Origin of the sequence: Exiguobacterium sp. s149 (genome assembly GCF_018618395.1) — a bacterium.
Lineage (GTDB): Bacteria > Bacillota > Bacilli > Exiguobacteriales > Exiguobacteriaceae > Exiguobacterium > Exiguobacterium chiriqhucha.
The window spans coordinates 54,232-74,536 of record NZ_JACSLZ010000008.1 but is presented as its reverse complement, the minus strand read 5'-3'; the positions used below and the strand labels follow the sequence as shown (position 1 = coordinate 74,536).

General features: G+C 49.6%; 17 protein-coding genes and 2 pseudogenes. 10 read left to right on the top strand and 9 right to left on the bottom strand.

Features of this window, described 5'->3' with window-relative positions; all coding sequences use genetic code 11:
• Positions 1 to 14: 14 nt before the first annotated feature.
• Together KNP81_RS11515 and KNP81_RS11510 are read right to left on the bottom strand one after the other, a co-directional pair.
• Positions 15 to 1,466: a UDP-N-acetylmuramoyl-L-alanyl-D-glutamate--2,6-diaminopimelate ligase gene (locus tag KNP81_RS11515; RefSeq protein ID WP_214686820.1), complete on the bottom strand. Its 1,452-nt coding sequence runs from the start codon at positions 1,464 to 1,466 to the stop codon at positions 15 to 17.
• 199 nt (positions 1,467 to 1,665) lie between these two features.
• Positions 1,666 to 2,121, bottom strand: coding sequence for a YdhK family protein (locus tag KNP81_RS11510; protein WP_214720067.1), 456 nt, complete (start codon positions 2,119 to 2,121; stop codon positions 1,666 to 1,668).
• A gap of 155 nt (positions 2,122 to 2,276) precedes the next feature.
• Between KNP81_RS11510 and KNP81_RS11505 the strand changes: the two are divergent.
• The 5 genes and pseudogenes from KNP81_RS11505 (at position 2,277) to KNP81_RS11485 (ending at position 7,001) form a co-directional block, all read left to right on the top strand.
• Positions 2,277 to 3,028, top strand: a pseudogene (locus KNP81_RS11505) (cytochrome c biogenesis CcdA family protein).
• Positions 3,029 to 3,066: 38 nt separating this feature from the next.
• Positions 3,067 to 3,611, top strand: a pseudogene (gene resA, locus KNP81_RS11500) (thiol-disulfide oxidoreductase ResA).
• A gap of 323 nt (positions 3,612 to 3,934) precedes the next feature.
• Entirely contained in the window at positions 3,935 to 4,843 is a 909-nt protein-coding gene (locus tag KNP81_RS11495; RefSeq protein WP_214720039.1) for a F510_1955 family glycosylhydrolase, read from the top strand.
• 99 nt (positions 4,844 to 4,942) lie between these two features.
• Complete coding sequence (locus KNP81_RS11490) at positions 4,943 to 6,346, top strand: sensor histidine kinase (RefSeq protein ID WP_214720038.1); 1,404 nt, start codon at positions 4,943 to 4,945, stop codon at positions 6,344 to 6,346.
• On the top strand, positions 6,324 to 7,001 hold the full coding sequence (locus KNP81_RS11485; protein WP_029595517.1) for a response regulator transcription factor: 678 nt from the start codon (positions 6,324 to 6,326) through the stop codon (positions 6,999 to 7,001). Before KNP81_RS11490 ends, KNP81_RS11485 begins: the two co-directional genes overlap by 23 nt.
• A 59-nt stretch (positions 7,002 to 7,060) precedes the next feature.
• Here KNP81_RS11485 and KNP81_RS11480 read toward each other — a convergent pair whose 3' ends face one another.
• Positions 7,061 to 7,393 (bottom strand): four-helix bundle copper-binding protein, encoded by a 333-nt coding sequence (locus KNP81_RS11480; protein WP_214720037.1) that lies wholly within the window; start codon positions 7,391 to 7,393, stop codon positions 7,061 to 7,063.
• Positions 7,394 to 7,665: 272 nt separating this feature from the next.
• Between KNP81_RS11480 and copZ the strand changes: the two genes are divergently transcribed.
• Both copZ and KNP81_RS11470 read left to right on the top strand, forming a co-directional pair.
• On the top strand, positions 7,666 to 7,869 hold the full coding sequence (gene copZ, locus KNP81_RS11475) for a copper chaperone CopZ (protein ID WP_029336157.1): 204 nt from the start codon (positions 7,666 to 7,668) through the stop codon (positions 7,867 to 7,869).
• Positions 7,870 to 8,006: 137 nt separating this feature from the next.
• Positions 8,007 to 10,145: a heavy metal translocating P-type ATPase gene (locus tag KNP81_RS11470; RefSeq protein ID WP_251130345.1), complete on the top strand. Its 2,139-nt coding sequence runs from the start codon at positions 8,007 to 8,009 to the stop codon at positions 10,143 to 10,145.
• Positions 10,146 to 10,382: 237 nt separating this feature from the next.
• Here KNP81_RS11470 and KNP81_RS11465 read toward each other — a convergent pair whose 3' ends face one another.
• From KNP81_RS11465 to KNP81_RS11455, 3 genes are read right to left on the bottom strand one after another with little or no spacing between them, the layout of a single operon-like run.
• Positions 10,383 to 10,832 (bottom strand): GNAT family N-acetyltransferase, encoded by a 450-nt coding sequence (locus KNP81_RS11465; protein ID WP_214711375.1) that lies wholly within the window; start codon positions 10,830 to 10,832, stop codon positions 10,383 to 10,385.
• Positions 10,833 to 10,849: 17 nt separating this feature from the next.
• Positions 10,850 to 11,566 carry an MBL fold metallo-hydrolase gene (locus KNP81_RS11460; protein WP_214707763.1) on the bottom strand — a complete coding sequence of 239 codons (717 nt, stop codon included), beginning with the start codon at positions 11,564 to 11,566 and terminating at the stop codon, positions 10,850 to 10,852.
• Positions 11,567 to 11,580: 14 nt separating this feature from the next.
• Positions 11,581 to 12,192 (bottom strand): NUDIX hydrolase, encoded by a 612-nt coding sequence (locus KNP81_RS11455; protein WP_034777626.1) that lies wholly within the window; start codon positions 12,190 to 12,192, stop codon positions 11,581 to 11,583.
• A 166-nt stretch (positions 12,193 to 12,358) separates the two neighbouring features.
• Here KNP81_RS11455 and KNP81_RS11450 point away from each other — a divergent pair, with 166 nt between their 5' ends.
• The gene (locus KNP81_RS11450) at positions 12,359 to 12,865 is read left to right on the top strand and encodes a DinB family protein (protein ID WP_214711373.1); all 507 of its coding nucleotides are present in this window, start codon (positions 12,359 to 12,361) and stop codon (positions 12,863 to 12,865) included.
• A gap of 60 nt (positions 12,866 to 12,925) precedes the next feature.
• Here KNP81_RS11450 and parC read toward each other — a convergent pair whose 3' ends face one another.
• The 3 genes from parC to KNP81_RS11435 all read right to left on the bottom strand — a co-directional run bounded on the left by parC (position 12,926) and on the right by KNP81_RS11435 (position 17,835).
• Entirely contained in the window at positions 12,926 to 15,331 is a 2,406-nt protein-coding gene (gene parC, locus KNP81_RS11445) for a DNA topoisomerase IV subunit A (RefSeq protein WP_214711372.1), read from the bottom strand.
• A gap of 2 nt (positions 15,332 to 15,333) precedes the next feature.
• A complete protein-coding gene (parE, locus tag KNP81_RS11440) occupies positions 15,334 to 17,301 on the bottom strand; it encodes a DNA topoisomerase IV subunit B (RefSeq protein ID WP_031200243.1) in 1,968 nt (655 codons plus the stop codon).
• 129 nt (positions 17,302 to 17,430) lie between these two features.
• Positions 17,431 to 17,835: a CoA-binding protein gene (locus tag KNP81_RS11435; RefSeq protein WP_021067467.1), complete on the bottom strand. Its 405-nt coding sequence runs from the start codon at positions 17,833 to 17,835 to the stop codon at positions 17,431 to 17,433.
• Between the two features lie 353 nt (positions 17,836 to 18,188).
• On the opposite strand from KNP81_RS11435, the gene KNP81_RS15470 reads away from it, so the two are divergent.
• Both KNP81_RS15470 and KNP81_RS11425 read left to right on the top strand, forming a co-directional pair.
• Positions 18,189 to 19,244: a GGDEF domain-containing protein gene (locus tag KNP81_RS15470; RefSeq protein WP_214720036.1), complete on the top strand. Its 1,056-nt coding sequence runs from the start codon at positions 18,189 to 18,191 to the stop codon at positions 19,242 to 19,244.
• Between the two features lie 15 nt (positions 19,245 to 19,259).
• The gene (locus KNP81_RS11425; protein WP_214720035.1) at positions 19,260 to 20,270 is read left to right on the top strand and encodes a tyrosine-type recombinase/integrase; all 1,011 of its coding nucleotides are present in this window, start codon (positions 19,260 to 19,262) and stop codon (positions 20,268 to 20,270) included.
• Positions 20,271 to 20,305: the final 35 nt, after the last annotated feature.

The window sequence follows — 20,305 nt, the reverse complement described above, 5'->3', positions numbered from 1 at the left end:
CCTGAGTGATTATTTTAGTTCTGCTTTATTATATAATTGACGGTTTCCCGGTCCGAATCAGTCGGTAAATGAAAGGTTTGCTGGTATTTCTCGTGTCCTTTACCGGTAATCACAATCCAGTCGCCTTCCTTGCTTTCATGGATTGCTTGCTGAATGGCGAGTGTACGGTCTGGAACGATGCTGCCTTTTGAGTTGCCGTATGTTTCATTTAGTTGGTTTAAAACTTCCAGCATATCTCCTGGAGAAACATTGTTCAGGTCGTCCAACGTTAAAATGTAGCGGTCACTCATTTCAGCAGATATGGATAGCATGTGCTTTCTCTTGCTGGCATCTCGATTTCCACGAAAGCCGAAAATATGGGTTATTCGTTGGGCCCCTTGTGATTTTGCAGTTTCCAGGCAGTAAGAGATGGCATCCGGAGTATGGGCATAATCCACAATAACGATCGAGCCCTTGGCCAGTTTCGTGATCTCAAAGCGTCCATCGACTCCCTTGAAATGGTGAATGGAGTTTAAGAGCTTTTCTTTGGGGATACCCAGCAACAATGATGTTCCGTAGGCCATTAAGGTGTTATACATATTGTGCATTCCGGTCATGGCAGCGACCATTTGATACGTTTCGTTACTTTCAATCACCCGCATAGTGGAGGACAGTGAATGAAATTTTGCAACACGCAGGTTGCATTCAGTGGATGTGCCAATTGCATAAATCGGTTTTCCCTTTGTTTGCAGGATTCCACAGAGCTTTCGTCCCCACTCATTATCTGTATTCACTACAGCAATCCCATGTTCTTTCATCTGATTGAACATTGTAAGCTTCGCCTGAAAATATTCTTCCATGGAACTGTGATAATCCAGGTGTTCATGGTGAAGATTGAGGAACAAGCCGTAATCAAATTCAATGCCTTCTAACCGATACTGGGCCAGTCCATGAGAAGAAACTTCCATAATGACGACCTCATCCTGACTGAGGGTCAACAGTTTATGGAGAGCGAGTGAATTTGGTGTGGTGTTCGAGCTTTTCATTTTTTCGCCATTGATAATATTTTGGTTGGTACCGATGACAGAACAACTCATACCGTTGCTTTCCAGAAAGTGCTGGAGCATATAGCTCGTCGTCGTTTTTCCGTTGGTGCCCGTAATTCCAATCATTATTTTCTGGTCAGATGGACGGCCATAAAAATTCCTGGCCAGGATGCCAAGCGCTTTCCGGCTATTTTCCACCTGTAAATAAGGGACACCTAACCGGGTAATTTCTTGTTCTCCGATGACAAGGGCTGCCCCTTTTTCAATTGCCTGGTCAATAAACCCGTGACCATCAATTTCAAATCCTTTAATAGCAACAAACACAAAACCTTTTTCCACATCGCTTGAGTTATCGGCAATCCCCTTGATGTCTAATTCTAATATTCTGGAATCTAATCGGGAGATTAGACCGGATTCGTTCAAAAGCTGATTTGTTTTCATAGATTTGGTGACCTCTCTAAAACTATTTAAATTTGATTTATTCTATTATAAAAATGTTGAAAAAATGTGCAGAATTTATACGGGAAGCCTAACTACTAAAACTTAATGTTTTTGTAATACAAACGAAATCGAATCCTTTATGAACCATTACAGATAAAAACCCGGGATCTTGTTGACAAGATCCCGGGTTTTGGCGCTTTTATTCGGGTGACAGTTCGCTTTCAGTCACCCATTTATGATTGGTGACTTCCTCGCCTCCGGTGGTCGGGACGAAATCAACCATATAGACGGTCGTTTCTTCGGTAGAATCAACCGTAGCCGTTGCGCCGTCCATTCCCTCCATATGGTCAGCGGCAATGGTCGCTTCATCGCCCGTTTCCAATGGTTCATCACCTGGATTTTCCAATTCTGCGTGAATCACCCATTTGTGATTTTCAACCGGCTCGCCTCCGTCCGTCGGCGTATAGGTCACTGCATAGGCGGTTGTATCATAAGCCCCGACAATTGTGGCTTCAGCACCTTTCATGCCTTCCATATGATCGGTTTCAATAATCGGCTGGCTTCCAACTTCAAAGGTTGGATTTTCGGCTTCCTGCAAATCATCCGGGACTTCACCTGAACCGGAATAGAAGAAACTGCACAGAAAATCAAGAATTAATCGGTAAACTGGATTGGTTGACGTCTTCTGGAACGGTTAAGCAAGCACGGGGAAGTAGAAGTTAAGAGAGGGGCTGTATTTAATTTTACATACCTTGAAATTCCCCGAGTCTTATATAGAAAATTTCATTTGATTCCTTAAGGGATACAAAAATGATAAAGAAGAGGATTCAACTTACTGTAATAGGAGGTGTACAAGTGGCGGAAATTAGTTTGTATCTTGCGTTTGGCGCAGGGCTTTTATCATTTATCTCTCCATGCTCCCTTCCTTTGTATCCGGCTTTTTTATCCTACCTTACTGGAGTTTCAGTCAATGAGTTAAAGACGGGCAAGGGAATGATGAGGAGCACGGCTTTGATTCATACGGTTCTATTTTTGATAGGTTTCTCCATCATTTTTTTAGCGTTGGGCTTGTCGACTTCGCTTATCGGAAACTTCTTCTTGGAATATCAAGTTCTTCTACGTCAATTGGGCGCTATTTTGATGGTGTTTTTTGGCTTGGTCCTAACCGGTATTCTGAAATTCGACTTCCTGCTGTCGGATAAGAAATTACAGTTCCAGAAAAGGCCCTCCGGATACGCGGGTTCTGTTCTGATCGGCATTGGCTTTGCAGCTGGATGGACCCCGTGTACCGGTCCCATACTTGCAGGAGTTATTGCACTCGGAGTAGCGGATCCGGACAGTGGCTTACTCTATATGCTGTTTTACGTTCTGGGATTTTCCATTCCTTTTCTCTTGATGTCGTTTTTTATTGAGAAAATGACTTTCTTGAAGAAGAAGAGCGCTCTTTTCATGTCAATAGGAGGAGCATTAATGATTCTGATGGGCGTTTTACTTTACTTTGACATGCTGACAGAAATCATCGCTTTTTATCGCAATTTACGGGTGGATTTACAGGGTTTTAATGGACTCAACCCAGCATCTAGGAAGGACGTGACAGTGTATGGCTGCTAAAAAGGATAAAAAGAGAAATCGCTTGATTATGAGGACAAGTATTTGTTCATTCTGGTTGTCGCTATTGCATTTACCATCTACAACGGATTAACAAAAGAGAAAAACGAATTGCTGCAAGTTGGAGATTCGGCACCCGATTTTGCGTTGACGGATTTGAACGGGGAACGGCATCAGCTGTCTGAGTACAAAGGGCAGGGGGTGTTCGTGAACTTTTGGGGTACTTGGTGCAAACCGTGCGAAAAAGAGTTCCCGCTGATGGAAAAGCAGTACCAGGTATACAAGGATCAAGGTGTGGAGATACTCGCTGTCAATATTGCGCAATCCGATTATGAAGTGAGACAATTTGCTGAACAGCGAAATTTAACGTTCCCGATTGTTATCGATAAGGACAAAAGTGTTATGGAAGCTTATAATATCCGTCCATTGCCGACTACTCTGTTAGTCAATCAAGAGGGCAAAATCAAGAAAATTATTACGGGTGAAATGTCCGAAGAGGATATCGCGAGTTATATGGAACAGATCAAACCGTGCTGATACCTCTGAATTTCCCAAGCATAATGCGGGCCACGTTATTTTGAAAAATGCTGCAAAGAAAAAACGAGAAAAAAACATTTCTTTAAAGTGGACTAACCGAAAGAAAAGAAATGTCAGGTGTAGAAAATTTATAAATAAAAATCAGGCAAAGATCCTCCACCGGACCGATTGGAAGGATTATTCCTTTTGGGTCAATTGTAGAGGGAATGGATTAGCTGTTTTGAAATCAAGATATCTGCACAAAAAGTCGAAACTTTTTCGTTAAACTTTAAGAATGTTATACTTATAAAAAATAAAAAATGACATATTCGGAGGGCATCTACATGAAAAAAAAGAGAATAGGAACGGCAGTGCTGTCGGCTTTTCTTTTGCTGGCAGGCTGCAGCAATGATACAACGGATTCATTTGAAGTGCCGTTTGAAGGGGAACTGAACCATGTTCATGGGATGGGTTATGCAGGAAATGAGAACGGACTGTATTTTGCCTCGCATACCGGGCTGAAAATTTACCGGGAAGAGGGCTGGTTCGAAACGGCGGATAATTTTCATGATTATATGGGCTTTAATGCAACAAATGAAGGATTTATTACGTCGGGCCACCCAAGTGCAGACTCAGAATTACCCAATCCCCTAGGGATACAGCGAAGCATCGACAGCGGTAAATCGATTGAAGAGATTGCATTTCAAGGAGAAACGGATTTTCATGCCATGGCGGTGGGATATAACAGTAACGACATTTTCCTAATCAATCCGGCCAAGAATTCCCTATTGGAAGCCGGCGTATATAAAAGCGGTGATGAAGGCGAATCATGGAAAACTGTGAAGGCTGAAGGGCTGGAAGGCGAAGTGACTTCGCTCGCTCTTCACCCGGCTGACTCAAACTTCGTCGCTGCAGCTACGGCTGCAGGGATTTATTTCTCACGGGATGGCGGAGAAAATTTTAAAGCCATTACAGACGGAAGTGAAACAGGCACAGCGGTGCATTTCACCGAAGACCATTTGTACTTCGGAAGCTACGGGACAGCGGCGGCTCTGGTGAAGTATACTATGGAAAATGAAGAACTCGAGCCGGTGAATACACCGGACCTTTCACAAGATGCCGTCGCTTTTATTGCACAAAACCCGATGGATGGAATGGAACTGGCGATCTACACATTTGAAGGCAATGCCTACTTGTCGGAAGACGGATTACAGACCTGGAAAACGCTGCTGGAAGAGGGAAAAACCAAGTAGAAACCAGCTAGCCGTTTGAAAGACGAACCGAATCCAACAGCTTTCGGCAGCAGTCTTTGTCTTGATTGCTGCTAACCAATCGACTTAAAGAGGGATGCCATGTTAAACAGGCTTGCATTGAAAATAGGTTTGCTGTTTTTTGTGTTTATTATCATCATTGAATTGGTTTTGTTTCTAACCCTGTACGTTACTTTTGTCAATGAACGGGTGGATGAAGTCATGACCAACCTGCTTGCAAGAGGGAACACCCACAGCGAAGTATTGGAAGACAGTTTTGAACCGGCGACATTGAACCATGTGGCGTTGATGGAATCGGCCTCCGATTTCATCGTCATCATCACGGATGCAGATGGCAACGAATTGACCCATTCCGATCTGATTGAACCTGAAATGAGGGAAGTGTTGGAACACACCGATTTTGATGAGGTTCTGCAGGGAGGGAAGGTCGTGGAAGAGCGATGGGACAAAAAAGAGTTTATTGCGACGGACAGCCCAATCACCATTGAAGGAGAACATAGAGGCCACGTGTTCATGTTTGCGGAAACCAATCATATCAAAGGGATGGTCAGTCATTTGCGAAACCAATTCCTGATTGTTGGCCTGATTGCTGTCGGGTTGACCGTCATCACAATTTTTCTGCTATCCCGATTGATTACGTTGCCGTTGATTCGGATGAAAGAAGCGACGGAACAGTTAAGCGAAGGGCACCACGAGGTCAGCCTGAATATTGGCCGAAACGATGAGTTGGGAGAGCTGGCGAACGCCATCACTGCTCTATCCAGTGACTTGGAACATTTAAAAAATGAGCGGAATGAATTTTTGGCGAGTATTTCGCACGAGTTGCGGACGCCGTTGACCTATATCAAAGGATATGCCGATATCGCGAGCCGGCCGGATGCATCCGAGGAAGAGAAAAAGGAATACATTGGCATCATCCGGGAAGAGACGGCCCATTTGACGGAATTGATCCGGCAGCTGTTTGAGCTGGCTCAGATGGATCATAACCAGTTCGCCATTCAAAAAGAGGAATTTTCACTGGAGATGCTTTTTGCATCCGTCGTTGCCTTGGTTCGGCCAGCTTTTGACGAGAAACAGATTTCATTGGCTGTCCATTGTGAACATGAGATTGTCGCCTTCATTGATCCCGAACGTTTTCAGCAGGTATTGCTGAATGTCTTGGACAACGCCCGCAAGCATTCTCCTGAAGGAACACAAGTGGTATTACAGGGAGTCCAAGATAAAGGTACCATCACCATAAGCATCCGTGATGAAGGAGAGGGCATACCGGAAAAAGATCTTCCTTTTGTCTTTGAACGATTGTATCGGGTCGATAAATCCAGATCCAGACAGTACGGAGGAAGCGGTCTTGGCCTGGCGATTGCGAAAGAAATCGTCGAATCGCACGGTGGTCTCATGACGCTTCAAAGTGAGTACGGACAAGGGACAACCGTCCTGATAGAATTGAAAAGGGGGGATTCGCTTGCAGAAAGTGCTGTTGGTTGATGATGAACAACGAATGCTGGATTTAGTGGCTTTATATTTGAAGCCGCATCAGTACCTCTGTAAAAAAGCACTGGGAGCTCATGAAGCCCTCGACTATTTGGAATCGGAACCTTTCGATCTCGTCTTACTGGATATCATGATGCCGGAAATGGATGGCTGGGAACTGTGCCGCGAAATCCGGAAATTTTCGGATGTGCCAATCATTATGCTGACGGCGCGGGAACAACAGGAGGATATTGTTAAGGGATTGAATATCGGGGCGGATGATTACATCACAAAGCCGTTTAATGAAGATGAGTTGCTGGCCCGGATGGGGGCGCTGCTTCGCAGGAGAACTCCGAAAAATACCATTGAAGTGGACGGTTTGGTGTGGGACGAAGACCGGTTTGAACTTACGTACGGCAAACATATCATCAAATTGACGCCAAAAGAATTTCTGATGGTGGGCCACCTGATGAAGAATGCCGACAAAGTGTTTACGAGGGAGCAGCTGATCCAGTTAATTTGGGGATTCGACTCAGAGACGGAAGGGCGGACCATCGATTCGCATGTGCGAAATGTTCGGGAAAAAATCCGCCAGTCCGGTTTTCCGGTCGATGATCATTTTCTCACGGTTTGGGGAATCGGCTACAAATGGATCCATGAAGCAGAATGATGCTTGATAAAAGAAAAGGTCCGTCGGAAAATATTTCCGACGGGCCTTTTTGAGTAAGGTTATGCGGCGTTACGGCAAGCTTCTGCACATCTACGGCAAGCTTCCGCACAGCGTCTGCAATGTTCATGATGATCGACGTGCTTCTCACATTCCTCTGCGCAAGCTTCGCAAATGGTTGCGCAAACGGCTGCCAGTTCGGAAACGAACGGTGAATTGTGAGTAATGGCATGTTCCAAAAATGCACAAATGTCCGCGCATTCCCGGTCTAATCGAATGCACTGTGCTAGCATCTTCACATCGTCTTCCTGCAGACAAGCGTCAAAACAATGGTTACATTCCGCTGCACAATCATGTAATGCCCGAATCAATTCCTGATGTTGTTCATGAGCCAAGTTAAAACCTCCATTTCTTATTTTTGCTTCATTTACTGAATTTCCCTCTCCTTTCCAAACTAAACAGAAATACCGAAACTCCATAGAAACTGCACATTTTATAGACAAGTAATCAAATATTAAAATCAATGGTGCGGTTTTTTTGGGGGGTCATTGTGAACTTCTAAATTAGAGTCATGGAAACAGCGATAAAGTAAAATGATACTAAACACTTGATATACCCTATCGGGGTATGTTAAGTTTAAGGAAATATTACTTTAGGAGGAATAATAATGATTGAAACATTAAAAGTACAAGGTATGTCCTGCGGCCACTGTGCAAACTCGGTTGAAACGGGCGTCGGTGAACTCGAAGGGATTTCATCTGTGACAGTTGATCTTAAAAAAGGCGAAGTGGCAGTAGACTATGATACTGCCAAGACATCATTAAACGAAATTCAGAAAGCGATTGAAGAACAAGGGTATGACGTCGTATAAGGGTGCTTTCACAGCACACTTTACTTTTAAATGAAATATACCCTCGCGTGGTATATTCGGCAAGAACTTTGTGAATGTTAAGAATGTAAATAGGGTTAAATAGGATAAGAACCACTAGTTTGGAGGAGGCGCACTGAATGGCTAAAAATGATAAAGACCATCACCACCATCAAGACGAACAGGTAGATCACAGTAAAATGGATCATTCCAAACATGTTGGGCATTCGTACCATGAAGACCAAGTGAAAGAAGGCATTCAAGACGACAGCAATCCTGCCAAAATTCATGATGATCATGCCCATCACAATCATGGTGGCCACGATCATAGTGACCATGGACATCACCATCATGGGAATTTCAAAGAAATTTTCCTGAAGTCGCTGCCCTTGGGCATTGTCATTCTATTATTGTCGCCGATGATGGACGTTCGGCTTCCTTTCCAATTTACTTTTCCATACTCGGATATTGTGGTCGCTGTATTAGCAACTATCTTATTGGTTTATGGCGGAAAACCCTTCTATCAAGGTGCAATCGCTGAATTTAAGGAAAAAGCACCGGGCATGATGGCCCTTATTTCATTAGGGATATCCGTTTCCTATTTGTACAGCATTTACGCCGTGCTGGCACGCTACGTAACCGGCGATCACATCATGGATTTCTTCTTTGAATTCGCGTCCTTGCTGTTGATCATGCTCCTTGGACACTGGATCGAAATGAAGGCTATCGGAGAAGCAGGAGACGCGCAAAAATCGCTCGCCGAATTGGTGCCGAAAGATGCACATGTGGTATTGGAAGATGATTCGATCGAGACGCGTCCCGTAAATGAGCTGAAAGTCGGAGACCTTGTACGGGTTCAGGCCGGAGAAAACGTCCCTGCCGATGGCATCATCAAAAGAGGCACCTCGCGGATCAATGAAGCTTTGCTGACGGGGGAATCTAAACCCATTGAAAAAGGAGCCGGAGACAAAGTGATCGGCGGTTCCACGAACGGTGCAGGCATCTTATATCTTGAAGTACAGGAAACCGGCGACCAATCGTTCATTTCCCAAGTACAAACCCTGATAAGCCAGGCGCAGGATCAACCTTCAAGAGCTGAAAATCTGGCTCAAAAAGTAGCCGGCTGGCTGTTTTATATCGCCATTGCGGCGGCTTTCCTCGCTTTTGTCGTTTGGCTGTACATTGCTGACATTCAAACCGCTGTTCTTTTTACGGTTACGACATTAGTCATTGCATGTCCACACGCTCTCGGCCTTGCCATTCCGCTGGTTATTGCACGAAGCACCAGTTTAGGTGCAAGCCGCGGGCTGTTGGTGAAAGACCGCGAAGCATTGGAGCTGGCAACTAAGGCTGATGTAATGATACTGGATAAAACGGGTACATTGACTACTGGCGAATTTAAAGTTTTGAACATGGAAACACTGGATGGTCAACATACCGAAGCCGAAATCGCGGCGTTAATGGCAGGGATTGAAGGCGGGTCCAGCCACCCAATCGCCCAGTCAATCGTCCAATACGCTGAGAAACAAGGGATTCAGCCTGTCCACTTTGATTCGATTGATGTTGTGTCGGGTGCGGGTATAGAAGGAAACGCCAATGGCCGCAAATACGAATTGATCAGCCAAAAGGCACTTGGAAGAGATGTAGCGGTGGATGTTCCCAAAGGGGCAACATTAAGTATACTAGTTGAGGACGGGAATCCGATCGGTACGGTCGCATTAGGCGATGAATTGAAAGAAACGAGCAGAACGCTGATACAGGCATTGAAGCATTACAATATAAAACCGATTATGGCTACAGGTGACAATGAAACGGCTGCCCAAGGAGTAGCAGAGGAACTGGGCATTGAATACAGAGCCAATCAATCACCGCAAGATAAATATGGTTTAGTGGAATCACTGAAAAATAATGGACAAACGGTTATCATGGTCGGCGATGGCGTCAACGATGCACCATCCCTTGCAATAGCAGACGTTGGGATAGCAGTCGGTGCCGGAACTCAAGTCGCCATCGATTCCGCTGATGTGATTTTGACTCAGTCGGATCCAGGCGATATTGAATCCTTTATCGAATTGGCCAATAAAACAACCAGTAAAATGAAACAGAACCTCGTGTGGGGAGCCGGTTATAACTTTATTGCCATTCCCATAGCGGCGGGTGTTCTAGCCTCCATTGGGATTACGTTGGCTCCTGCCGCAGGAGCAGTTCTGATGTCCGTGTCCACGGTTATCGTGGCTATCAATGCGATGACATTGAAACTAAGAAATAGAGCTGTTTAACACCGTGTTTAATTGTCGTACACGAAAAGTGCTGCCTCCCAAAAGTTGAATTTTCTTTAACCTTGGGGGCACAGTTTTGTATTAGGTTAAAGTCAAACGGAGGTTTGAAGACTTTGGATAATTAAATATATTTTTATAGTTAACATATGAGATATTATCAGTAAAAATAAAACTCCGTCTCAATTCTTTAGTATACTTAAAGTAGTGAGACAGAATGTGAAATTTGACGAAAGGGATTCAAGTTCGCGTAAAACGGATCAATGTGACGCCCGGTTCGGGTTCAAACTCGGCACTCGGTTCGAACCCGAGCTTCGTGTACAGTTTCTTGGCCGGTCCGTTATGTTTGCCGGTGTGCACATAGACGAGTTTGTCCTCGTGCAAGCTGAGCACGTGTTCGAGCAACGTCGTCGCAAGTCTCGCCCTGAAATATCTAGGATCGATGCACAGTTTTGTGACCTCGACCGTGTTCTCAGCCGCTTCAATCGTGATAAAGCCAATCAACCGCCCGTCGTTATACAAACCGTAGCTCGTACCGGGCAGATTCTGGATCACCTCGACCGTCTCATAACGCGCTGGGATCTCATCGAAGCCGATCAGCTCGGCCTCGACCGCATAAGCGTTTCGTTGAATCTCGAGCATTTGCTCGGCCAGTTGATAATCTGTCGTCTGAATCTCGCGTAATTCCACCTGTGAGCACCCCCGGATTATCGTAAAAATAGACGTGCTTGCTTGCGTTTGGCCCGCTTCAGTGCCAAATAGAGCCGATGTGTCCCGGCGACTGGTTGTCCATGGCCGACGAACGTACGTTGCGGTGCGAGATCGAGCAACTTCTCCGCATGCTCTAACGCTGCACGCTTATCCCATGTCGCGATACCCGGCAGCGGGAACAACGGACGGACGTCCCCTGCCACGGCGACTCCCCCACGCGTCTGAAATGCATCTCCCGCAAACAAAATCCGCTCTTTCTCATCGAAAAAAGCAATCGAACCAGGGGTATGACCCGCTGCCGGATAGACCCGTAAGCCGAACAGCCGCTCACCTGGGTCAAGCAATTTATCCGGCAAGGAGTGGATTTTCGGGAGAGAACCCTTCAGTTTGAGAGCCCGCTCGTCCGAGTCAGTCGTCCGGTCCCCTTCAAGGAGACGGGCGTCGCGCCTCGAGACGTACAGCTCGGCATGAGGATGGGCTTTCAAAATCGTATCGACACCGCCGACATGATCTCCATGGGCATGCGTCAACAAGATAGCGAGAAGCGGGCGTTCGAACGTCTCGATATACGCTAAAATCGATTCCGCGTTCTGCGCGAGCCCTGTATCGATCAAGACAAGCCCGAGCTCACGTTCAATCAGTTGGACGTTGATTGGTAAGATGGGTGCGAAAAACGTCAGTTGATGGACGTGATCAAAACGTGTGACTTTCATGGAATCCCCTCCCCTTAATCGAATAACGTGGTCCAATCTTCTTGCCAACGGGCCTCAAAACACATATAGAGCTGCTCTCGCGTGTTCCGCGCAAGTGACAAAGGTGGTAAGGCGTCTCGTGTAAAGAACGCAACCTCGCTCGTCTCATGACTAATTTGCGCCTCTCCACCAATCAACTCGCATTCGATAAACAGTTTATAGTAATGCTGCGACAACGGCGGATGGTCGTGATGATGCATATCGAACAAGGCAAGCAGCCGAATCGGTGCGACGTCGAAACCGGCCTCTTCCTCGATCTCTTTGATGATGTTCTCTGCCGGGGACAGTCCGATCTCACAAAAGCCACCCGGAAGCGTCCAAAGTCCGTCTGACCTTTCCTTGACGAGTAACACTGCGTCATCCTTGAAGACGACGCCTCGGACGTCGAGCTTCGGTGTCGGATAACCATCGACGTGGGTCAATTCGGTGATTTCATGCAAAGCAAGATTAGATTGTTGCTCGAACATCTCGGTCGCGATTCGTTGGAGTTCGAGGTAACGTTCTCGATCGAACTCGTCTTTCGTAAACGTCAAGCCAGCCTGTGACAGCGCCTGTAGCCGCTTGGCCCAATCGAGCCACTGTGACATACGTATCCCCCCATGATTTGTCCTCCTGTCCCATTCGCCAAAAGGGATCGTTGTTCCTTTTAGAAATACCCGCTCCTAAGAGAAACTAATGTGACATGGAGTTGAAAAAATCAACTGATGCCCCCGTGTTATACTGGATAGAGAATCAAATCGAAGGAGGTTGGACATGCCGATTTCACTGTTATCCCAGTTCAAAGCAGACTTGGACGGCTATACCGAGCGGCAGCTCCGTTATCAGGCAGCAGCAGACGTCTGGTCAATCGGACAGATGTACGACCATATCATCGTGGTGGCCGAGGAATATGCGGACGAGATTGACCGGTGTCTCGCTTCCACTGAAGAACAACCGCTCGGGAAGACCGAGTTCGGTGAACGATTGTTCCGGATGGGTGGTTTCCCACCGGTCAAAATCCGCTTACCTGATGAGATGAACCAACCCCCGAACAACACGGACAAGCGCGAGACGCTCGAAGGACGAATCGACGAGTTATCTGCACGCTTGAACCGCCTTGAACCGCTCGCCCGCGCGGCAAACCCTGACGTCAAAGCCCGACATGGCGGTTTCGGTTGGCTGAACGCCCAGGAATGGTACGACCTCATCGAGATGCATAGCCGTCATCATTTGCGCCAACAGGCCGATTTGGAGCGCTATCTGATAAAGGCGGAGCTTTGAATCCATAAGAAAAACCCTGTAGCAAAGACAATCGTCTCTGGTACAGGGTTTTGTTCGATCTCAATCGAGGTACACGTCCTCAATCTCACCGAACGTCTCTTCATCAAATACGAATGAGCCGTTGGCGTAGCGGTCCAAGAGCGTCAATTGCTTCGTCTTGACCGTCTTCGCTTTCTCTTTCCCGATGATGTGGAGCGTTTCATCGTCATGCACCGGGAGCACACGACGAATCTGGTGCGGTTTCGATTTGACTTCGCGGATGAGCATCGTCCCGCGCAAGTTGCGGTTCGTGCAGTCGAACTGATCCTCGAGCTTCATCTTCTTGACCGCTCCACGTTGCGTCACGAGGACGAACAGCGGCGGTGTGAAGAAGGCAAAGGCATCGGCGACCACATCGCCATCTTTCAAGTTCATCGCTTTGACGCCGGCGGCACGTTGGCCGACGACCGGAACGTCGTCTTCTTTGAACCAGAGGCCATAGCCGCGCTCAGAGACGAGGAACAGTTGTCCTGGACCGTCACTGATGCCCGCGAAGACGACCTCGTCGTCACCTTTTAACTTGAGCGCCATGAGCGCTTTCGACTTGCGTTGGGCGTCATAGTCACGGAGCGGCGTCCGTTTGACCATGCCTTCACGCGTGACGAACAGGCAATGCGCGTCGGTCTCGAACGTCGAGACGACATCGGCCGAGACGACTTGTTCGCCTTCGATCGGCACAAGGTTGGCGACATGCTGACCGGCGTCTTTCCATTTCGACTCTGGAATCTGATGGACCGGGATGAGCAAGTAACTGCCTTTGTTCGTCCAGACGAGCAAGTGGTCCGTCGTCATCGCCTGGGTGACGAGGACGGGACGGTCTTTCTGCTTCATCTCCGGCATCTCGTCGCTCGAGGCGCCATATGAGCGCATCGATGAACGTTTGACGTAACCGTCGCGGCTGACGAACACCATCGTCTCTTCGACGGCGATCATGACCTCTGTCTTCAGTTTCAACTCTTCGACCTCGGACTCGATGACCGAGCGCCGTGCGTCGCCGAACTCGTCACGGAGTGCGGTCAACTCTTTCGAGATGAGCTTCCGTTTCGTCGCGTCGACGTTCAAGATGTTGGCGAGGCGAGCAATCTCTTTTTGGAGCGCCTTCGCCTCTTTTTGGAGCTCGACGATATCCGTGTTCGTCAACCGATACAGTTGGAGCATGACGACCGCTTCGGCTTGACGGTCCGTGAACGAGAACCGCTCCATGAGCTTCTGTTTCGCCTCGGACTTGTCTTTGGCCGAACGGATGAGTTCGAGCGTCTCGTCTAGGACCGAGATGGCCTGTTCGAGCGCGTCGACGATTTCGGCGCGTTTCTTCGCCTGGTCGAGCTCGAACGTCGTGCGACGGGTGACGACCTCTTCGACGTGCTTCAAGTACGCGTCGATGATCGACAAGAGTCCCATCTGTTTCGGTGTCCGGTTGACGATGGCGACCATGTTGTAGTTGTAGGCGAGCTGCAGATCGGTATGCTTCAAGAAGAAATGGAGCACACCTTCCGCATCGGCTTCCTTCTTCAACTCGATGACGACGCGGACGCCGGTCCGGTCGGTCTCGTCACGGACTTCGGCGACACCTTCAACTTTGCGGTCGAGACGGAGCTCTTCCATCTTCTTGACGAGGTTCGCCTTGTTCACCTCATACGGGAGTTCGGTGATGGTGATCTGTTCACGGCCGCCCTTAAGTGGCTCGATGACCGATTTGGCACGGATGATGACCTTGCCTTTGCCGGTCTCGAACGCCTTCAAGATGCCGTCTTTGCCCATGACGATCCCGCCAGACGGGAAGTCAGGTCCTTGCATATAACGGAATGCGTCATTCGTCGTCTCGACCTCACCTTTCAAGCGGGCGATGGCGAGGTTGAGCACCTCGGTCAAGTTATGCGGCGGAATCTCGGTCGCATAACCGGCAGAGATCCCCGTCGTCCCGTTCATGAGCAGGTTCGGGAGGAGTGACGGCAAAACGAGCGGCTCTTCGGTCGAATCGTCAAAGTTCGGCGTATAGTCGACCGTGTTCTTAGAGATCGACGTCAGCATGACGCCGGCAATCTTCGACAGACGGGCCTCGGTATACCGCATCGCGGCGGCCGAGTCGCCGTCCATCGAGCCGTTGTTCCCGTGCATGTCGATGAGCGGGTAACGCAACTTCCAGTCCTGCGATAGGCGTACCATCGCCTCATAGACGGAACTATCACCGTGCGGGTGATAGTTACCGATGACGTTCCCGACCGTCTTGGCCGATTTGCGGTACGGTTTCTCGTTCGTGTTGCCTTCATGGTGCATCGCATACAGGATGCGGCGTTGAACGGGTTTGAGCCCGTCGCGCGCGTCCGGGAGGGCCCGGTCCTGGATGATATATTTCGAGTAACGCCCGAAGCGGTCACCGACGACCTGTTCGAGCGACAAGTTTAAAATATGTTGAATCGTCGACATCGTTACATCACTTCCTCAATCGCTTTAGTCACGTGTTCATTGGCGATGATTGAATCATCTTCCTGGAGGCCGAAGGCGACGTTCTCCTCGATCCATTCACGGCGATGGGCGACATTGTCTCCCATGAGCACCGAGACACGCTTGTCGGCGACGGCAGCGTCGTCGACCGTGACACGGATGAGCGTCCGTGTGTCCGGGTTCATCGTCGTCTCCCACAGCTGGTCGGCGTTCATCTCACCGAGACCTTTGTAGCGCTGGAGGATATAGCCCTTCTTATACACTTTGACGAGCTTCTCGAGCGCCTCTTCGTCCCAGGCGTACTCGAACTGTTCCGACTTGCCTTTCCCTTTCGAGATGCGATAGAGCGGCGGCAAGGCGACGAACACTTTGCCGGCCTCGACGAGCGGGCGCATATAACGGAAGAAGAACGTCAACAGGAGCACTTGGATGTGGGCCCCGTCCGTATCGGCATCAGTCATGATGATGATTTTGTCGAAATTGCAGTCCTCAAGGTCGAAGTCATGGCCGACCCCGGCACCGATCGCGTGGATGATCGTATTGATTTCCTCATTCTTCATGATGTCCTGGAGTTTCGACTTCTCCGAGTTGATGACCTTCCCGCGCAGCGGCAGGATGGCCTGGAATGTCCGGTCACGACCCTGTTTAGCCGAACCGCCGGCCGAGTCACCCTCGACGAGGAACAGTTCGTTCTTGGCGGCGTTCTTCGACGTCGCCGGCGTCAGTTTTCCGTTCAAGATGCTCGAACGTTTCTTCTTCTTGCCGTTGCGCGCCTCTTCCCGGGCTTTCCGGGCGGCTTCACGGGCCTGGGCGGCGCGGATCGCCTTCTTGATGAGCATCGTCGCCATCTGCGGGTTCTCCTCGAGGAAAATCGTCAGTTGTTTGGCCATGACACCATCAGCGCTCGTACGTGCCTCGGGCGAACCGAGTTTCGATTTCGTCTGCCCCTCGAACTGGAGGAATTCTTCCGGGATCCGTACCGAGACGATGAGCGTCAAGCCTTCGCGGACGTCACCGCCGTCGAGGTTCTTGTCTTTTTCTTTCAACAATCCGTTCTTACGGGCGTATTCATTCACGATGCGGGTCATCGCCGTCTTGGCGCCGACCTCGTGTGTGCCGCCGTCACGAGTCCGGACGTTGTTGACGAACGAGAGGACGTTCTCAGAATAGGCGTCCGTGAACTGGAAGGCGAGCTCTAGCTCGATATCGTTCTCCGTCCCTTCGAAGTAGACGATCGGATGGAGCGTCGCCTTGTCGTCGTTCAAATATTGGACGAACTCGGCAATCCCTTCCTCGTAATGGAACGTCTCTTCTTTATCCGAACGCTCGTCCGTCAACGTGATCGTCAATCCTTTTAACAGGAATGCCGATTCACGGAGCCGTTCAGCGAGCGTGTCGTAGTTATATGTCGTCGTCGAGAAGATCGAGGCGTCCGGTTTGAAGTAGACGCTCGTCCCCGTCTGACGCGTCTTTCCGGTCTCGAGGAGCGTCGTCTGCGGAATCCCGCCGTCGGCAAACGTCTGCTCGAACACTTTGCCGTCGCGATAAATCGTGACGAGGACCTTGCTCGAGAGTGCGTTCACGACCGAGGCGCCGACCCCGTGGAGTCCACCTGACGTCTTGTAGCCACCTTGGCCGAACTTACCGCCGGCGTGGAGGACCGTGAAGATGACCTCTGGCGTCGGTTTGCCGGAGGCGTGCATCCCGGTCGGCATACCACGCCCGTGGTCGCGTACCGTGATCGCGTCATCTTTATGGATGGTCACGTCGATTTGGCCACCGAATCCGGCGAGCGCCTCATCGATCGCGTTATCGACGATCTCATAGACGAGATGGTGCAAGCCGCGATGGTCGGTCGAACCGATATACATCCCCGGACGTTTCCGAACAGCAGTCAGTCCTTCGAGCACCTGGATGGCGTCTTCATTGTAATTAAATAAGTCTGTTGACATCTTCATCACCTCAATTTCGAACACACGTTCGTTTTTCTATCCTATTGTATAGCTGTTTTTAGATTCTGGCAAGCCTCCCTCCGCGAGCGGGGCTCGTGAAAAAAAGGAGACCTACCAAGGAGGTAGGTCTTAACCGAGAAGGCGGGCGTGCTCGACATAGATGCATCGATTTTCGATGTAGTCGAGTCCGGCATCGCGAGCGATCCGCTCGGCGTCCGGGCTGGTGAGCCCGAGCTGGTTGAAGACGAGACCGACATCCCCATGTCGGACGGCATCTTCGGCCACGCCGGCCAAATACTCATTGCGTCGGAAGACGTCGACGATATCGACGCGCCCCGGGATGCTCTCGACCGTCGGATAGACTTTGCGTCCGTTCCACGTCTCGAGCGTTGGATTGACAGGGATGACTGTGTAACCTTGCAAGATCAAATAGTCTGCGATTTGGTTCGCGGTCTTGTTCGGGTTCGCTGACACGCCGACGACAGCAATCGTCTTCGCCTCGGTGAGCCATTGTTTCAAACGTTGATCGTCCATCCTGAAATCCCCCTTTTGTTTACGTTCTCAGTGTACCTTTACCTGAATCACCGTTTCAAGCTTTATTTTCTTTTATCATACAACTGTAACTCTTTCAAATTTTTAAAACAAATCAATTGGTTCACCATAACTTATTATGTAAACCGGATTATATGACGTTATTTCTCCGGATCACAGGTCGATGTGTGTCTCGGATGAAAATGAAGTGTGAGCGAACGTTGCGTGAAATAGATATTTCACGCAATCATAATGACGTATTCAAGACGTTTTCGAGGTTGGGATTGACTTGATTCTCGAACGCCCATGGGCAAATCGATGACAGTTCGGTATACTAAGATTCAGGAGGTGTTCGCGTGGGAACTGCCTATGAGGAACGTCGCGGTACACTATATAATTACCGCATCACTTTTTACGGGAACGCGCTCGCTTGGCTCATCCACGTCGTGTTCTTGATCACGTTTTGGCAACTCGGCGTCACGGTACTCGCCTGGTCGAATCTACTCAGCATTCTCTATTACACGTTATCCTTTTATTTTGTACATAAACGATTGTATCGGGCGTTCTTCGTCGGTCTGTTCGTCGAAGTCGTCTATAACGCGATTATCTCGACGGTCGTGCTCGGTTGGGGTGCGAACGTCCACTATTTCATCATCATGGTCGCCTATGGCGTATTCTTCATGCCGAACGTCAGTCGGTCCATCCGGATTGCCTCGACGATGCTCGCCATGACGATTTACGGTTTCCTCTACCTGAACGTGACGACAGGGACGCAACCGCTCACGTCGTCGTTCGAGCAAATATTTGGCCTCTTTTGCCTCTTGTCGACGATTGCTTTGATTGCTGGGTTATCTTTCGTCTTCGAAGGTTCCGTCGTCGAGGTGACGTCCGAGCTTGAACGGACGAACGAACGGTTGCATACGCTCGCCTCAAGGGACGGGCTGACCGGTTTGTATAACCGGACGACGGGTTACCGTTTGGTCGAAGATGAGATTCGCGAAGCCGCCATCAATGGACGGCCATATGCCGTCGCCCTCGGGGACATTGACCATTTCAAGGCGTTCAATGAGCAACACGGTCATGACTGCGGCGATCTCGTCCTCAAACAAGTCGCCTCCGCGCTTGCCCGAACCGATGGGATTGCCATCCGTTGGGGCGGCGAGGAGTTCCTCATCTTCTTGACGGATAAGTCAGCTACAGAAGCCACGGAGACGATTGACCGCTTGCGGCAACGCATTAAATCACTCGAGACGATTTATGACGGCCGCCGACTCAGCGTGACGATGACGTTCGGCGTCACGACGCGGAGCGGATTCGAGGCCGTCGACACACTCGTCAAAGAGGCGGACGACAGGCTCCGGGCCGGCAAACAGGAAGGCAAGGACCGAATCGTCACGTCAATCCATCAGTAAGCAAGGAGAGATCTTTTGAGTATATTTCGCAAGCTCGGACAAGCGCCGACCAAGACCATGACGAAACGCTTTAACTTGAGCGGCTACGAATGCATGCCCAGCTTCATTCAACGTTTCCTGAACCACCTGGCTGCCAAACACTACTCCGAACAGACCGCGCAGCGCTATCTCTATGACTTTTTAGACTTTTTCCGTTGGGTCGAGGCCGCCAGCGCATCCGAGGTCGACCCAGCGTCGGTCGAGATTGACTCGTTCGTCGAGTTCGACCACGCGGGGGCCGAGGCGTACGCGACATATCTCGCTCTCGAGCTCGACAACGCGCCGAGTGTCATCAACCGCAAACTGTCCACGATGCAGTCACTGTTCAACCATTTGATTGAGACGGGCGTGACGGCCCATAACCCGTTCCAGGCAGTCGAGCGGCCGAAGCGCGCCAAACGCAACCCGGTCTATTTGACGGAGCAGGAATGGCTCGACTTCTCGACGCTCGTCCGTAGCAACGTCGGCATGTCCGACCGCGAGGCGAGTTGGTACGAGCGTAACCGGGACCGGGATTTCTTGATGATTCAATTGCTCGGGTTGACCGGGATGCGCGTCTCGGAACTCGTCGGCCTCGATTGGAACGATATCGACCGCGAGAGCGGGACGATTCGCGTCATCGGGAAAGGCAATAAGGAACGGGTCATCCCGATCGCCTCGCCGCTCGAGCCGCTCCTCGACGCCTATCGACGTCACGGGTCAGGTCCGCTGTTCCACTCGGAGCGAGGCAAGCGCATCTCGGTGCGGACGGTGCAACATACGTTGAAGGGGCACATCGACCGCTTGAAACCGTATTTGCCGTTTTTGACGCATAAACAGGTCACGCCGCATAAACTCCGGCATACGTTCGCTTCCCGGCTCGCCATGAGCGGAATCGATGTGTTGACGATTCAGCAGTTGCTCGGCCACGAATCAGTGGCGACGACACAAGTCTATGCCCATATCGGCGACGAGAAGAAAAAACAAGCTGTGATAGGTTTACGATAACTTATTATGTAAACCATTATAAAACACCTGAATCA